General features: G+C 30.8%; 16 protein-coding genes. 7 read left to right on the top strand and 9 right to left on the bottom strand.

Going from position 1 to position 17,371, the window contains the following annotated elements:
- The 6 genes from rfbA to rfbD all read right to left on the bottom strand — a co-directional run bounded on the left by rfbA (position 1) and on the right by rfbD (position 5,130).
- Positions 1–867, bottom strand: a complete 867-nt coding sequence (gene rfbA / locus ACKI5C_RS06150) for a glucose-1-phosphate thymidylyltransferase RfbA (RefSeq protein WP_407432300.1) — start codon at positions 865–867, stop codon at positions 1–3.
- Positions 868–958: 91 nt separating this feature from the next.
- Complete coding sequence (locus tag ACKI5C_RS06145) at positions 959–2,728, bottom strand: ABC transporter ATP-binding protein (protein WP_407432299.1); 1,770 nt, start codon at positions 2,726–2,728, stop codon at positions 959–961.
- Positions 2,729–2,738: 10 nt separating this feature from the next.
- Positions 2,739–3,524 (bottom strand): ABC transporter permease, encoded by a 786-nt coding sequence (locus ACKI5C_RS06140; RefSeq protein WP_407432298.1) that lies wholly within the window; start codon positions 3,522–3,524, stop codon positions 2,739–2,741.
- Positions 3,525–3,616: 92 nt separating this feature from the next.
- Positions 3,617–3,853 (bottom strand): barstar family protein, encoded by a 237-nt coding sequence (locus ACKI5C_RS06135; protein WP_407432297.1) that lies wholly within the window; start codon positions 3,851–3,853, stop codon positions 3,617–3,619.
- 2 nt (positions 3,854–3,855) lie between these two features.
- Entirely contained in the window at positions 3,856–4,281 is a 426-nt protein-coding gene (locus tag ACKI5C_RS06130) for a ribonuclease domain-containing protein (protein WP_407432296.1), read from the bottom strand.
- A gap of 9 nt (positions 4,282–4,290) precedes the next feature.
- Positions 4,291–5,130 (bottom strand): dTDP-4-dehydrorhamnose reductase, encoded by an 840-nt coding sequence (rfbD, locus tag ACKI5C_RS06125; RefSeq protein WP_407432295.1) that lies wholly within the window; start codon positions 5,128–5,130, stop codon positions 4,291–4,293.
- A gap of 76 nt (positions 5,131–5,206) precedes the next feature.
- On the opposite strand from rfbD, the gene ACKI5C_RS06120 reads away from it, so the two are divergent.
- On the top strand, positions 5,207–6,439 hold the full coding sequence (locus ACKI5C_RS06120; protein WP_407432294.1) for a nucleotide sugar dehydrogenase: 1,233 nt from the start codon (positions 5,207–5,209) through the stop codon (positions 6,437–6,439).
- Here the strand turns inward: ACKI5C_RS06120 and ACKI5C_RS06115 are convergent.
- Both ACKI5C_RS06115 and ACKI5C_RS06110 read right to left on the bottom strand, forming a co-directional pair.
- A complete protein-coding gene (locus tag ACKI5C_RS06115) occupies positions 6,429–7,607 on the bottom strand; it encodes a DUF2264 domain-containing protein (protein WP_407432293.1) in 1,179 nt (392 codons plus the stop codon). The two genes, ACKI5C_RS06120 and ACKI5C_RS06115, sit on opposite strands and share 11 nt — an antisense overlap.
- A gap of 11 nt (positions 7,608–7,618) precedes the next feature.
- Positions 7,619–8,827: a DUF2264 domain-containing protein gene (locus ACKI5C_RS06110; RefSeq protein WP_407432292.1), complete on the bottom strand. Its 1,209-nt coding sequence runs from the start codon at positions 8,825–8,827 to the stop codon at positions 7,619–7,621.
- 128 nt (positions 8,828–8,955) lie between these two features.
- On the opposite strand from ACKI5C_RS06110, the gene hacA reads away from it, so the two are divergent.
- From hacA to mmp11, 6 genes are all read left to right on the top strand, one after another.
- Positions 8,956–10,203, top strand: a complete 1,248-nt coding sequence (gene hacA / locus ACKI5C_RS06105; protein ID WP_407432291.1) for a homoaconitase large subunit — start codon at positions 8,956–8,958, stop codon at positions 10,201–10,203.
- 4 nt (positions 10,204–10,207) lie between these two features.
- Positions 10,208–10,687 (top strand): 3-isopropylmalate dehydratase small subunit, encoded by a 480-nt coding sequence (locus tag ACKI5C_RS06100; protein ID WP_407432290.1) that lies wholly within the window; start codon positions 10,208–10,210, stop codon positions 10,685–10,687.
- The gene (locus tag ACKI5C_RS06095; protein WP_407432289.1) at positions 10,662–11,672 is read left to right on the top strand and encodes an isocitrate/isopropylmalate family dehydrogenase; all 1,011 of its coding nucleotides are present in this window, start codon (positions 10,662–10,664) and stop codon (positions 11,670–11,672) included. The genes ACKI5C_RS06100 and ACKI5C_RS06095 overlap by 26 nt, the downstream gene beginning before the upstream one ends.
- Positions 11,673–11,680: 8 nt before the next feature.
- Positions 11,681–14,008: a glycosyltransferase family 2 protein gene (locus ACKI5C_RS06090; protein ID WP_407432288.1), complete on the top strand. Its 2,328-nt coding sequence runs from the start codon at positions 11,681–11,683 to the stop codon at positions 14,006–14,008.
- Positions 14,009–14,173: 165 nt separating this feature from the next.
- Positions 14,174–14,590, top strand: a complete 417-nt coding sequence (gene ribH / locus ACKI5C_RS06085) for a 6,7-dimethyl-8-ribityllumazine synthase (RefSeq protein ID WP_407432287.1) — start codon at positions 14,174–14,176, stop codon at positions 14,588–14,590.
- Between the two features lie 9 nt (positions 14,591–14,599).
- Positions 14,600–15,538 (top strand): methanogenesis marker protein 11, encoded by a 939-nt coding sequence (mmp11, locus tag ACKI5C_RS06080; protein WP_407432286.1) that lies wholly within the window; start codon positions 14,600–14,602, stop codon positions 15,536–15,538.
- A 53-nt stretch (positions 15,539–15,591) separates the two neighbouring features.
- Here mmp11 and ACKI5C_RS06075 read toward each other — a convergent pair whose 3' ends face one another.
- Entirely contained in the window at positions 15,592–17,292 is a 1,701-nt protein-coding gene (locus ACKI5C_RS06075; protein ID WP_407432285.1) for a glycosyltransferase, read from the bottom strand.
- Positions 17,293–17,371: the final 79 nt, after the last annotated feature.

The following is a 17,371-nucleotide window of genomic DNA, read 5'->3' as shown; positions in this document are numbered from 1 at the left end:
TCACCTTTCTGCTAAATTAAATAAGTATTGTCCATAATCTGTTTTTTTAAGCTCTTCAGCTGTTTTTAGTAATTGTTCTTTTGTAATGTAACCTTTAAGATATGCAATTTCTTCAAGACATGCAATGTATAAACTTTGTCTTTTCTGAACTGTTTCTATGAAATTGGCTGCTTCTAAAAGACCTGCATGAGTACCAGTATCCAACCATGCCATTCCACGGCCCAAAAGTTCAACTTTAAGTTTTCCACGATTCAAATATTCTTCATTGACAGAAGTAATCTCAACCTCTCCCCTATCGGATGGTTTTACATTTTTAGCAATTTCAATTACATCATTATCATAGAAATATAATCCCGGAACAATATAATTGGATTTAGGATGTTCGGGCTTTTCCTCAACAGATAAAACATTCCAGTCATCATCAAACTCAACAACACCAAAAGCTTCAGGATTATTAGTATAATAACCGAAAATAACCGCTCCTTCATCAAGATTAGTAGCACGTTCCAAAATTTCTGTAAATCTGTGTCCATGGAAAATATTATCTCCTAAAATTAAAGCAACATTATCATCACCAATAAAGTCTTCACCAACTATGAAAGCTTCAGCAAGACCATTAGGATGTTCCTGAACAGCATACTCAAAACTAATACCGAATGAAGAACCGTCACCTAACAAATCCTTATACATAGGCAAATCACGAGGAGTAGAAATAATCAAAATCTCTTTAATTCCTGCAAGCATAAGAACAGAAATAGGATAATAAATCATCGGTTTATCATATAACGGTAATAACTGCTTAGAAACCGCCTTAGTAATAGGATACAAACGAGTTCCAGAACCACCAGCAAGTACAATACCTTTCATATAATCACTTATAAAATTTTTAAATATGATTAATATTTTATAACTAATAATTAATTAAAATAACTATTAAAAAGATTAAAAAATAAAAAAATTATTGTAAATCTAGTCCGCTTAACTGTTCTTCAGATGCCTTTTTAGCTGCTTCAATATATGCATCGCAGACATAATCAACATCCCCGTCCATGACCAATTTACCTTGATCAAGCCAGATTGCACGGGTACATAATTCACGAATGTTATCTGTTGCATGTGATACAAGTAACACAGTTACACCGGAACCCATCATGGATTTAAGTTTATCTCCACTTTTTTTCTGAAATTTTACGTCTCCAACAGACAATACTTCATCCAAAATTAAAACATCAGGTTCCACAATAGTTGCAACTGAAAAACCTAATTTTGCTACCATACCTGAAGAGTAATTTTTAATTGGAATATCTATGAAATCACCTAATTCAGAAAATTCCAATATTTCATCATATTTACTTTCTAAAAACTCTCTGGAATAACCTAAAATAGCCCCATTTAAAAATACGTTTTCACGTCCACTGTAATTATGGTCAAAACCTGCACCAAGTTCAAGTAATGGAGCAATAGTTCCATAAGTTTGAATTTTTCCGGAAGTTGGTTTTAAAACACCAGATAATATTTTTAAAATAGTACTTTTACCGGCACCATTAAAACCAATAATTCCAACTCTTTCACCTTTATGAACAGAAAATGAAACATTATCAAGAGCTTTAAATTTATTTTTAGGTTTTAATTCTCTTTTAACCCATTTAATACAATATTCCTTGAGATTATCAACTTTTTCCTGTGCTTTTTTAAATTCCATTGATACATTTTCTACATCAATGACTATATTCTGATTGATTAATTGATATTCTTCATCATCTCCTAATTCTGTACCCCACACATTAGTTGTTTCATCAAACATGTTTGGAGGACTTTCAAAATCTTTATCATGAACTTCAACATAGAAATTAGGAGTTACACCAAAGTTTTCATTATAACCTGATAATGCTTTAAGACCTTCCTGAGTACATTTTAAAACTAATCTAATAGCTGCTGAACCTTTACCTCTAACAGACGGATACCATATTAGTTTTTCTTCATCAAACTCATCTTCATACAATTCTTCATCAATATCATCATCTGTTAATTTATTAATCTTTGATGCTTTAAAATAATGCTTTACAATTTCAAATCCTTCGGGGATATTAAACTTTACTTCCTGACGGTCCGTTGAAACACCATTTACATTTTTAAAGTAAAGAGAATATCTAAATTCATCTCCAACTGCCAATTGGATTGGTTTTTCTTCAGTCGGGAAATAAGAATTGGTTTCACCACTGCTTAAAATATATCTTTTAATATCAAAGATTAGTCTTACACGAACAAAATCAAAGAATAACAGTCCACTATGATTATTTAAATTTTCAGGAAATTCAAATTTTATACTAAAATTATCCCCTTTAACATCCTCACCTTTTATATCTTCCAAAGGTATTGATACACTACGATCAGCGGGATAAATATCTGCATTAATAAAGGAATTAACTTCAAAATCATCATCCCCAACCATCAGAGTAATTAAAGGCGGTTCAATTTCAATAGGTTCTTGAGAAGATTCTTTGTGAAAATCATGCTCAATTACTACCTCAGAAACCCTTGCATCATCAGGAATATTAAAATTAAAGTCACTGATTGTAAATACAGATGGCTTTTGTTCTGGAGATACATAAGTAGATGCAACGTCATCCCAATCATCAAGAAGAATGTTTTCTAAATTTTCCCATGAAGATTTTTCGCTATCCTCTTTTTGAGAAACTTTTTTTGGATATCTTAACTGAATTGTCATCTTTTACCTCCTAAATATTTAATATAAAGTCATCTTGGTATTTTTTAAATACATAAATTCCAATAGCCAATGCAGCAATTGATGTAATAACCAGATAAATGAAAAATTTCATTTCAGGGAATGTGCCTGCCAATACAATATCCCTAAAACATTTTACAGCAGCATACAATGGATTTATTTTAAATAGAATCAGATACTGCTCAGGAATCATTTCAATCGGATAAAATAATGGTGTCATAAATGATAGCAACATGATTAAAACACCATATAAATACTTAATATCTGTGAAAAATGTTGTAGCTGTTGCTAAAATTAAACCAACACCCATTGTTAATAAAAGTAAGAAAAATAATGGAATCGGAGAGTAGAGCAAAGACATATAGAACGGTGCTCCTGTTACAAGCATCACTGCAATAAGTACGATAAGTGATATTAAAAAGTTTATAAACTCAGAACATACAATTCCAACTGCAAACATATATTTTGGAACATAAATCTTCTTTATAATCTCTGAATTTCCCTTAATTGAGTCCATTGCTCCAGTAGTAGCATTTGCAAATAAATCAAAGACTAATTTACCACTTAATAAGTATACTGGAAAATTTGGAATAGATCCACCGAAAAATTGTGAAAATACCATTGTTAACACAATCATTGATAATAATGGATTTAAAAAACTCCAGAATAAACCTAATGATGAATCCTTGTATTTACCACTGATATCTCTTTTAACTAACTCAGTGAGTAAGAAAGAATACCTATTAAAGTTTTTTATTTGTGCATTATCCCTAATCATTTAATCTAACTCGCTTATTTCCATATTGAAAATCTAAAAATAAGTCAATTATTATCATATTTTATGAAAAGTATAATATAAAAAACTTACTTTTAAATAAATTCAATAATTAAATTTTTATTTGCTTTTCTTGCATCATCAAATGTATCTAGAATACATTCTTTAACATGACTAACATTGCTAAAATGAATTTCACCACTCATTTCACATAAACAATCATATAATGCATCAAGATTTTCACCATAATAATCCGGAAACTCTAAAGCTTCTTTTAGATATTTATGACCTTCTTTTTCAATTAATTTACCATCAATTTCATAAACTGGCAAGTTTAAACCTCTTTAAATGTATTATAGTGATCTGATGTATAGTATACTTTAAATGTTTCATTGTTATAAACAATTCTTTCAGGCCCTCTAGATGTTCCATTTGCATTAATATCACATTCTATGTATTTTGCAGACGTTTTTGGAAGACATCCCTGCCTATTGGTAAATACATCACCGCCAATACTTTTACCAGGAGCATATTTTTTCAAAGGTCCTCCATTCCACCCCAATTGTTTTGCTTCATCCTTAGTTATATAATTACTTGGTAGCTTATGAAATTCCTTGATATAAGCAGCAACTTCATCAACAGTACAATACTGGCCATTTTCCTCAACTTTTACATTCTTTTGAGCAAACGAACCAGATAATAAAAGACCACCAAATAACGCTATAATTGCAATAGCAATTATTAACAATCTTCTATCCATTTTACACACCTATTTTATTATATTGATATATTCCTTTACAGCTTCTTTATAACTTCTTAATGGTTTAAAACCCTTTTCTATCCATTTTTTATTATCTAAAACAGAATATGAAGGTCTTGGAGCAGGTCTTGCAAATTCAGCTGCAGTAACAGGTATTACCTTAACATCAACTTCTGCAACTTCGAAAATATATTTTGCAAAATCAAACCAAGAACAACTATCGGAATTAGTTACATGATAAATTCCATAATAATCTGTTTCAATCAATTCTCCAATAGCTTTAGCTAAATCAAGAGTATATGTAGGACAGCCTACTTCATCTGTAACAACAGTTATTTCAGGATGATTTTTAGCAAGCTCCAACATTGTTTTAGGAAAATTACCACCATTAACACCATATAACCATGCAGTTCTTACAATGAAAAATTTATCTAAAATTTCCTGAATAGCTATTTCCCCTTCAAGTTTACTTTTACCATAAACTGAATTAGGACCAATTTCATCATCTTCAAGCAATGGTCTTGTAATTTTACCATTAAATACATAATCTGTACTTATGTGAAGAAGTGGACATCCTACTTCCCTACATCCTAAAGCCAAATTTCTTGGACCAGTACCATTAACTTCGAATGCCAATTCAACATTTTCTTCACATCCATCAACATTAGTATAGGCTGCAGAGTTAATAACAATATCAGGATTATTTTCCTTTATAAAGTTAATAACATGGTCTTTGTCAGTTATATCTAATGAAGAAGACGTAGTTAAGATTAATTCATGCTTATCTTCTAAAACATCAATTAAATCATGTCCTAACATACCATTTGAACCAGTGATTAAAATTTTCATTTGTATCTCCAAAAAAATTTAATTATATAAATAAGATATATCAATATTATTATTTAAAATTACAAGGGGTATTTAAATGAAAGTATGTGTAATTGGCCAAGGTTATATAGGACTTCCAACAGCAGCATTATTCGCAAGAAATCATTGCGAAGTCGTTGGAGTTGATGTTAATGAAAAAATGATTGAAAATTTAAATAACGGAATCATTCACATAGAAGAACCTGGAATATCATCTATAATAAAGCAAGCTTTAAAAAATAAAGTATATAAAGCTTCTTTAAAGCCCGAAAAAGCTGATGCATTTATTATTACCGTACCTACCCCATATATTGCTGAAAATTATAGCTGTGATTTAAGTTATGTTATCAATGCATGCAACTCAATAATTCCATGTTTAGAAAAAGATAATGTTGTTATTGTAGAATCTACAATTGCTCCAATGTCAACTGATGACATAATAAAACCAATATTTGAAAAAGCCGGATTTACTATCGGTGAAGATTTATATCTTGCACACTGTCCTGAAAGAGTTTTACCCGGAAGAATCATTGAAGAATTAATTCATAATGACCGTATTATTGGAGGTATTACACCAAAATGTAGTAAAAAAGCAAGAGAAGTTTATGGTCAGTTTGTAGAAGGTGAATTAATGTTGACTGAAGCAAAAACTGCTGAATTATCAAAATGTATGGAAAACACTTTTAGAGATGTCAACATTGCACTAGCTAACGAACTTGCAAAAATCTGTTCCGAAATTGGTGTAAATGCCCTTGATGTAATTAAAATGGCGAATAAACATCCAAGAGTAAACTTACATTCCCCAGGACCTGGTGTTGGTGGACATTGCCTTGCAATTGATCCTTACTTTATTTATTCAAAAGCGCCGGAAACTGCTAAGATAATTAAGCTTGCAAGAGATACAAATAACTCAATGCCGGAATTTGTATGTGATAACGTGAGAAAAATAATCAAAGAAGGTAAAATAGCTGTTTTAGGAGTTTCATACAAAGGAAATACTGGTGATGATAGGGAAAGCCCTGCTTATGAAATTATAGCTAATTTAGAAAAAGACTATGAAATAGCTATCCATGATCCACACATAGATAATCCTAGCTTTGTCAGCTTTAAAGATGCTGTTTGTGATGCGGATTTGATTTTAATATTATGTGACCACAACGAGTTTAAAAATCTTGATTATACACTGATTCATGAAAATACTAAAATATTTGATACAAAAAACATAATCTATAAAGTTCCAGATGAAATTAAATTATACAACTATGGAAACTTATACGAGCTCAATCTTTAATATACATGTTTGAATCTATTTCTTTTCCACTCCAGGCCTTGAGTGAAGTCCATTCAGCGCTTGGAGCAGACCAAAACCTATCACTTTCAGGTAATCCTAAAGGCAAAAAGCCTGTTGTGCACAAATACATGCTACCGGTATTACTATAATCCTCGGCAACATTAGGTTGATTACCATTGAATCCAAAGCGTAACCATCCTTTTTTATCAAAATTATCATTGTCTGAAAATTGATTTTGAATTACAGCTGTTAATGCACTTCTAACCTGTTCAGGCTTTACATCCTCGTTATATAAACCAAACAAACATGCCTGACCTAAAGCTTGAAAAACAGCAGTTCTATATAACATTGATCTGCCAACGACAGGATATGTTCCTTCAGGAGATATCAATCTTTCCAAATGTCCTGCATAATGCCTTAATCTATGTAAATGAGCATCCAAAAAAGTATATTCTCCAATATTATGCTTTCGTAAAACAGTTAGAATATCTGTAAGCATTGGATGAATAACATAGCTATTGTAATAATCAAAATGGAAATTTGGTCCATCACTATAATAGGAATCACCACAGTACCATTCATTCATATATACATTAACACCATGCATTAACCTAAATTCATCATATTCTCCAGTGGTTTCAAGCAAAAATGCTTCAATCATTGATGGGAATAAAATCCAGTTATTATTCCATGGCTGAATTGAACGGGTTTCCTTTAAGGCATCAATAATCAATTCCTGACCATCAGAATTTATATTATCCCAAAGCTGAGTTTTTGCTCTAAGTAATCCTTCAGTTAAATGAGCACAGTCAACCAAAGGTTGATGCGGCTGGTTAAAAATTAAATAATCCTGTGATTTTGGATTGCAAATATTCACTAATCCTTCGGTGGTTAAATTAATGTATTTTTCCCTTATTTTTCCTTCTTTACTATTATCAGGCCCTAATTCTAACCATGGTGCAATACCACAAATAGTACGGCCAACAGCCTCCAGATGTGCAAATTTTGCCCTTTCATCTTTAACATATTCAACAGGCATATTCTTTTTAAGAGTCTCATTTGCAATATTGGTTAAAACGGGATTTATAATCTTAGATAATGTATTAACCCAAATTTCTCTATCATTGGCATTATTAGAATTTTTTGAAAAAAAAGATTTAAACCCCATAAAAATCAATTTTAAAAGTTAATAGGTTGATCTTTCTGTGTTACATGACCACTCCATGCTTTAAGAGATGTCCATTCAGCAAACTCATCAGACCAAAACGGATCATTAGAATCTAGTCCCAATGCTAAAAATATTGAACAGCACATATATAAACTTCCAGTATTAATATCTTTTTCAGCAATATCCAGTTGATGACCATTTAAACCTAATATTAACCAATTTCCATTTGCAAAATTTTGATTTCCCTCAAATAAATTTCTTAAAACTTTAGTCATCGCGGATCTAACTTGAGCCGGCTCGATATTTCTAGGTAAAATTTTAAATAAAGAAACTTGAGATAAGGTATGGAAAATAGCACAACGATAAGAAATAGATTTTCCAATGATCGGATAAGTTCCTTCAGGAGAAATTAATCTTTCTAATTGTGAAGCAAGTCTTGAAGACCTCATTAATTGAATATCTAAAAATTCACCATCAGATAATCCATATTTACGCATAACCATTAAAATATCATTAAGCAATGGATGAATGAAAATACTATTAAAATAATTTGAAGCATAATCAGGACCATCACAATAAATTGCATCACCAATATACCACTCATCCCTAAATTTATGAATAGCATAAATTAAACGTTCTTTATCACATTCTCCAGTGAATTCTAAAAGAGCAGCTTCTATTATTGATGTATATAAAATCCAATGATTATCGTATGGTGCAATGATTCTTGTATTTTTAAGTTCTCCAATAATTTTTGCCTGAACATCCATCGGTAAATTAAGCCAGATTTGATTTTTAGAACGGAGCAAACCTTGAGCAAATAAAGCCATGTCAACCAAAGATTGCTTAGGTTCAGAATAAAAAATATAATCATTTTTCTTTGGGTTTACAGCAACTGAAATAGCTTGAATAGTTAAATCAATATATCTTTCACGAAGCCTACCCTCTTCAGACTCTTCAGGTCCAAGTTCTAACCAAGGTGCAATACCATTAAATACACGTGCAAAAGCTTCAAGATAAGCAAATTTTTTACCTTCAACACTACCAGATTCCAAAAGCATTGTTTTTCTTAATGAATCTTTTTTAACATTGATTAAAACTGGTAAAGCTATTTTTTGTAAAGTTTCAACCCAAAAAATTCTATCTTCCCATACAGGCACCTGTTCTTCAAAAACAGGAATTTCTTCTTCTTTTTTAAATCTACCAAAGAACTTACTCATGAAAAGTATTTTGTTTTACATATTATATAAAGTTATGATTATAGAATTATCTCTATCAAAAAGTTATTTTCAAAAGTTAAATAGAATGTTAAACAAAATATAAATAAATACTGTGAGGTTTTATTAATATGTCAAGTACAATGTCTGAAAAAATATTAGCTAGGGCATCTGGAAAAAATAAAGTTGAAGCTGGTGACATTATCATTGCAAATATCGATATTGCAATGACACACGATTTAACTGGACCTCTTGCAGTCGAATCATTTGAAAAAATTGGTGCGGAAAAAGTATGGGACCCATCTAAAATAGTAATTCCATTTGACCACCAAATACCGGCTGACTCTATTGACTCTGCTAATAATCATATAATTATGAGAAATTTTGTAAAAAAGCAAAATATAGAACATTTTTACGATGTTAATGCAGGCGTTTGCCACCAAATTTTACCGGAACTAGGGCATGTTGTGCCTGGAGAAGTTATTGTTGGTGCAGATTCACATACCTGTACACATGGTGCATTAGGTGCATTTTCAACAGGTATAGGATCAACCGATATGGCAATGGTTTTTGCAGAAGGAAATTTATGGTTTAAAGTTCCCGAAACAAATCGTTTTGAAATAACAGGAGATTTAAAAGATAATGTATATGCTAAAGATGTTATCTTAAATATTATAGGTCAAGTAGGTGCTGACGGTTCAACTTATAAAGCCTGTGAGTTTGCAGGTCAAACCGTGAATGATATGACCGTTTCCGACAGAATGGTTTTATGCAATATGGCAATAGAAATGGGTGGAAAAACAGGTTTAGTAGAAGCAGACAAAAAAACAATTGATTACGTAGAAAAACGCTCAAATAAACCCTACAAAATATTTAAAACAGACTTAGACGCTCCATCATTAAATATTATTGATGTAGATGTTACTGACTTAGAACCTCAAGTAGCCTGCCCAAATCATGTTGACAATGTAAAACCGGTAAGTGAAGTTGACCGAGAAATCGACCAAGTATTTTTAGGTTCCTGTACCAATGGAAGAATTAGTGACTTAAGAGATGCTGCAAGAATTTTAAAAGGAAAAGAGGTTGCAAAAGGTACAAGAATGTTAGTTATCCCAGCATCAAAAGAAGTTTATTCTAAAGCTTTGGATGAAGGATTGATTAGAATATTTATTGATGCGGGAGCATTGGTTTCTGCGCCATGTTGTGGCCCGTGTCTTGGAGGGCACACAGGAATTATCGGACCTGGAGAAGTTAGCTTATCAACTTCCAATAGGAATTTTAAAGGAAGACAAGGTTCACCTGAGGGAGAAGTTTATTTGTCCTCTGCTGCAGTTGCTGCTGCTTCTGCAATTGAAGGAAGAATTGTTGTGCCGGAGTGATTTTATGAAAGGAACAGCATGGAAATTTGGAAATGATATTGATACAGACATTATTCTTCCTGGAAGATATTTAATTTATACTGATGAAGAAACACTGTCAAAACACTGTATGGAAGGATTAGACGATAAATTTAGTGAAAAGTGTAAGAAAGGAGATTTTATTGTAGGAGGCACTAATTTCGGTTGTGGATCTTCTCGTGAACATGCCCCTATTGCAATTAAAGGTGCAGGAATATCTGCCGTAATAGCGGAATCATTTGCAAGAATATTCTATAGAAACGCCACAAATGTTGGAGTTCCACTTCTTGAAGCTCCAGGAATTACTGATTTAATTGAAAATGAAGAAGAAATTGAAGTTGATATGGAAAACGGAACAATTACCTCCTCAAGCGGAGAAGTAATAACATTTAAAAAATTACCCCCATTTATGTTAGAAATACTTGAAAAAGGTGGTCTTATTGAATACCTCAAAGACAAAAGATAATAAATATAAAATTGCTGTTGTTCCAGGAGATGGAATAGGCACAGAAGTAATGGAAGCTACCATATCTGTTTTAGATAACTTGGATATTGATTTTAATTATGTTTATGGTGAAGCCGGCGATGCTTGTTTGGAAAAAACCGGCAGTGCACTTCCTCAAGAGACAATTGATATTGTAAGAGATGCGGATGCGTGTCTATTTGGTGCAGCTGGTGAAACTGCAGCTGACGTTATCGTTAAATTACGCCAAGAAATGAAAATGTTTGCTAATTTAAGACCTGTCAAATCATACCCAAACACAAATTCTCTATCAGACAACATTGACTTTATGATTGTTCGTGAAAATACTGAAGGGTTATATATTGCAGATAAAGAAGAATTAACTGATGAAGGAGCTATTGCAAAACGTGTAATTACCCGTGAAGCTGAAAGCCGCATTATCGATTATGCATTCCAATATGCAAAAGACAATGATAAATCTAAAGTTACTGGTGTTCACAAAGCAAATGTCTTAAAGAAAAGTGATGGATTATTTAAAGAAATCTTTTATGAAGTAGGGGAAAAATATCCTGATATTGAAAAAGAAGATTTTTATGTTGATGCAACTGCAATGTATCTTATTACCCAGCCTGAAAACTTTGAAGTAATTGTTACAACCAATTTATTCGGTGATATATTATCAGATGAAGGTGCTGGTCTTGTTGGTGGACTCGGATTAATACCTTCAGCAAATATTGGAAATGATGGTGCTTTATTTGAACCTGTGCACGGATCAGCTCCAGATATTGCCGGTAAAGGAATTGCAAATCCAATAGCAATGATGTTATCTGCAGTTATGATGCTTAGATATTTAGGTGAAAATGAATCTGCCGAAAGACTGGATAATGCTATTTTAACTTTATTGGATGATGGAAAAGTTTTAACTGGAGATTTAGGTGGTACTGCAACCACTAAAGACGTTACAGATGAAATTATTAAATTGTTATAGTGAGAAAAATGATTAAAGAATCAGAGTTAAAAGAAGGTATTAGTGCAATTATTCCAACTTATAAAGGAGAAAAATACATTTCAAAACTACTTGATTCTTTAATAAATCAAACTATAGATTTTAACCTATTTGAAGCTATTTTTATTGTTAATGGTGAGCTTGATTCAACACCAGATATTATTAAAAAATATCAGAAAAATAATCCTGATGTAAATATAATCCTGACCGAAAGTGAAAAGGGTGTGTGCAATGCACGTAATAAGGGTATTGACCTAGCTTCAAGGAAATACTCTATTTTCATTGACGATGATGATTTTATAAGTGAAAATTACTTTGAAGAGTTATATAAATACGTTAAACCTAATAGAATTGTTGTTGGGTTATTTTACGATATTGATGAAGATACAGGTGAAATTACAGACTCATATATGACCCAGCAAATATTGGAAAATTCAGGCATTGTCAAAAATCCTTACGGCACTATAAGTGATGCCATTGTTATTACACAAAATAAAATAATCCCAACAGTTAATGTAAAAAACTCTTCATTTAATCCGGAACTTAAAAACGGTGTAGATATCGCATATTATGCTAATTTATATCCTGTTAATGATTTTGAGTTTTATGTAGTCAATAAAGATTTAAATGCTAATTATTATAGATTATGGAGACATGGGTCCATTTCAAGACAGGACTTATCTTATGATTTTAATATTACTGACCGTTTGAAAGTAATTAATGATATTAACAAAGGCCTTAAAAAAGCTAAAACTCAAGTAATGAGAAACTTTATTAAAAGTCTGACCGGAGGCCAAGTTGTTAAAATAAATAAATATATAAAAGAACATCCAGAAGACTATACACAGGTTTTAGAAGATATTTTAAGTTATAATTATGAATTTTTCCCATATAAATATCTAAATGAAGATATATCAAAATTAAATAATGAAAAAAGAGAATTAATAATATCCTATGCTTTTCCACCGACAAATACGACCACAAGTAATGTTGTTGCAAAAAGAATTCTTTCTGAAAAGAAAAATGTTGATGTTATATGCGCAAGTCTGGATGATATGAAGAAAGATTTTACACTTGAAAAAGTGGTCTCAGAATATATTGTAAATATGTTTACAGTAAATTCAAATTTCTCAACAGAATGGAATAATATCTTAAATTTTTTAAATGAAGGTATCAAACTAATCAATAATTATGAAAATATTTACAGCAGAGCCAATTTTGCACATTCTCATTTTTTAGCACTTGAATATAAATTAGCCAATCCAAATACATATTGGAGAGCAGAATTCTCAGATCCATTAATTTATACCTTTGGAAATAGACATTTGAGTGGTAAACTTGAAGATGAAGAATATATAAATAGAATAAATAAGATTTTAAAGGAAAAAGATTTAGAATTGATTAGCACTGCTGATGATATCAACTGCATTTGCGAATATTTAACCTTTATTTTTGCTGATGAAATAATATTTACAAATGAAAGTCAAAAAGAGGTAATGATTGATACTCTACCGTTTAAAGTGAATATTAATGATAAATATATAATTTCACCACATCCGACAGTTGATAAAAAATATTATTATGTTGAGGAAAGTAACTATCCTTTGGATAAAAATTACATTAATTTCGGTTACTTTGGTGTTATATTCTCAAATAGATCTTTTGAAGACTTTATAAATGCTTTTGACAATATATCTGATGAATATAAAGATAAAATAAGACTGCATTTATTTACACCAAATAGAATTTTATTTGAACAAATTTTAAATAAAGAAATTCTAGATAGAACCATCATTAATAACAATATTGATTATTTGGAGTTTCTAAATCTTTCAACAAAATTTGATGTACTGATTGTTGAAGACAGTTCTACAAAAGGTGATTTTATTAAAAATCCATATCTTCCATCTAAAATATCAGATTATAATGGTTCAAATACAAGCATTTGGGCAATTTGTGAAGAAAATAGTGAAATGTCCAAGTTGAATATTGAATATAAATCCTATATAAATGATATTGACAGCAACATCAATACTTTAAACTCAATAATGAATAAAAAAACAGATATTCCAATTAAAGACTGTTCAAATGATGAGAAGGATTACAAAAAACAAAGAACTATCCATTTTACTCAAAAAATAATAGAATTAATTGAAGTCTGTGAAACTGAATTTAAAAAAGATAATGATTACGAATCTAAAATAAATGAATTGAATCAGAGAATTCAAATTTTAGAAAAAGAAAACAATGAAATCTTAAATTCAAATAGTTGGAAAGTTACAAAAAATTTAAGAAAAATTGGAAAAAAATTTAAATAACTTAAAAATGTTATATTAATTATAATTTAAGGAGATTTTTATTATGAGAAAACTTACTAGAATGCAATGGGCTGCACTCTTTATCATACTTATTATGGTATTAAGTGGTGTCGCTGGATTCTTACTATTAGTATTTGCATAAATTTTATAAACGGAGGAATAAATATGGTAAAATACAGAATTGCTGCTGTTGTTGCAGAATTTAATTATGATATTACACAAATGATGTTAGAATTAGCTACAGCTGAAGCAAAAAATAGAGATTGTGAAATTACAAAAGTAGTTGTTGTTCCAGGCGTATTTGATATGCCTCTAGTAATTAAAAAATTATTACAAAAAGGAGAACATGATGCAATTATCACCTTAGGTGCTGTAATTGAAGGTGCAACTGACCACGATCAAATCGTAGCACAACATGCTTCCCGTAAAATAGCTGATTTAGCCTTAGAATATGATACTCCTGTTGCTCTAGGAATTACTGGTCCTGGAATGACAAGATTAGATGCACACAGACGTGTTAAAAATGCAAAAAGTGCAGTTGAAGCAGCTATTAAAATGTGTGATAGATTAAAAGAAATTTAAGATGATTATATGGAAATTCTAAAACCTGAAGAGTTAAAAGAAAAATTTTCAGATCCTTGGGTCGCACCATATGAAAAAGTACTAACAATGGTTGATGGAGATAAAGTAGAACTTATCGAGTACCATCCATGTATTTCAGGTTCACACTGGCTATTGCATCAATATAAAAATAATTCAGAACTGATTGATGATGCTTACCGCGATGGTAACAAACATGTTTACTTTTGTCATGTAGGTAGTGCTCCTCTTGATTTAAAAGCCAGTTTCAATGCAGCAGGAATTGATGAAATTAAAGTAGTAGATGACGAAGTCAAAGTTACTCATGCTGGTCTTGCTGGCGCGGGTGTTGGAGCTGGAATGTGTAGAGGAATGGGAAAAGGAGTTAAATACATTGAACTTATAAAATCCGGTGGTGGCTCAAAAGAAGGTAGAGCAACTGTAGTAACACCTAAACTTGAAAAAGTAGTTATTGGTGTTGACGACACAGATGTAAAAGATGCTGGTGCAACATGGACAATGGCTCATAATTTAGGTGTTGAACTAGCTAGCGAAGGTTTTGAATATCTTGATCATATTATTGTTCAATTATATCCACATAATCCACATAAAACTCAAAATTGTGTTTCTATTGCATTAACTTTTGCCGTTGAAAGTGATAAAAAAGAAGCATTGATTAATAGAACTATTGAAATTCTTAAAAGAGATACTTTATCTGATAAAACTGCAATAGCTATTCTTGAAGGTCTTGAAATACCTGAAAAATTAAGACAATACTCAATTGCAACTAAATCCGGTATGATGGATGTTGAAACTGCAGAAGCTACTGCCAAAGAATTAGGTATTGAATTAATTGCAGTTACTGGTGAACAAGGTAAAGTTGGGGCTTTAGCAGCATTAGGTCTTTACAACGATGTTGAAGAAGCTGTAAAAGCTTATGATAAAAAATAAGAGAACTAATCTCTTATTTATCTATTTTTTTTATAAAAAAAGTTATTTTTCATTTATAGGGTGCTTATTTGCTTAAAATTTACAAATTCGCTGCCTAATTCTTTTGTTGTCGTTGTATTTACATTTTTAAATTTAATTTGTATTAAATGGTTACCATTTGTTAAATTTAGATTTTCAATAGTTGAATTAGTGTATTTAAAACTACCTAAATAATAACCATCAGAAAGTACAGAATAAGTTTGATTTTCCTTAAATGAACCGAATGAAGTAGCTACTGTAACATTATCCACAACTACATCATATATCCATTCATTACCTGGTTTTGAAGATAATGAGAACTGTTCAACAAATGAAACATTTTTCTGATTAAACGTATGGTAAACAACTGATTTAGAAAAGACATCAATTAAACGACTATTTTGAATTATATCACCATCTTCCAGATGAAGTACACTTTTTGCTTCAATAGGTAATCTTAATGTATCCGGCTCGAAATTTCTAGTATCATTTATCCTATAGGCTTCATTACCTATAACAATCGTGTCATTAACACTAATATCCAGAGTCAGCATTGCATCTGATGGCATCCTTATTACATTAGATTCATTTTCAATTGCAGCATCTACGGTATATGGTCCCCTAACAGAAATTGAATTGTTATTATGTGTATCTGTAAAAATTATTAAATTTCTTGAATTAGGTTCAATTGAAATAGTACCATTTTGTATATTGGCAGCACCCAGAAATGTTGAAATCATTAGTATTAAAAGAATTAAAGATATAATTAAAGGAAAATGAATTTTAACAAATGATTTAATTAAATTACCTCTAGGAGTCTTTCTATAAATAATAATAGATTGGATAACAACTTTAACTAAATAATAAATTGATATAATAATTCCAATAACTGAAATTAAAACACCTGCAGATAATGGGATAAATTTAACGAAAAATATTGTAAACAAGCCTAAAATAACTAAAGATAAACCAACAATGGACATACGAATGTAAAATCCAATGTCATCAATCATCGTTACTCTACCATATTTATTGGCACGACTCATAATAGTTCTTACAACTTCATTAGCCATCATGTGTAAATCAGATAAAGGAGACATGTCATGTTCTATTGCACCGATGTCGACTTCCATAATAGAAATACCTAAAACATCAGCATCAATAACAATACCTACATCAACACCATAGTCTTTTTCAAAATTAATTCTTTTTAAAATTCCTTTACGAGCAGCAAACTGTCCGCTCAAAGGTTGTTCAAATGAAATTTCAGGGAAAAAGAAGTTTAAAAGTGGTTTAGCAGTGAGCTCTGTAACACGTCCGCTTTCACGTGCAAATTTAGTTTTAGTAATATCTGTTTTTCCATCCAAAATTGGTTTAATCATTGCTGAAACTTTTTTAGAAGTTAAATTATGAATATCTGCATCAATAAAAGCAATTATATCACATTCAGTATTTTTATAACCCGTATAAAGAGCTTCACCCTTACCTTTATTAACATCATGAGAAATTACAATAGCACCTGCTTTTGTAGCCTCCTGAGCTGTATTATCTGACGATCCATCATTAACAACAATAACTTCATCTACACATGAAACTTGTTTAATTACTTCTACAACCCTAGCTACTGTATTTTCCTCATTAAAAGCCGGTATAATAACAGAAACCTTTTGATATTTTGGTTTTGATGATTTTACACCAGCAAGTAAAAAAGCAAGAATAACAAATAACCAAGACAAATATTTCACCTAAAATTTTTTTAATACATTAATAAGTATATTTTTTTAATAGTATAAATGTTTGTTATTAAAAAAAAAT

The sequence above is a fragment of the Methanobrevibacter sp. genome (assembly GCF_045646045.1).
In the GTDB taxonomy this organism is placed as follows: domain Archaea; phylum Methanobacteriota; class Methanobacteria; order Methanobacteriales; family Methanobacteriaceae; genus Methanocatella.
This window is presented reverse-complemented; position numbering and strand designations above follow the sequence as displayed.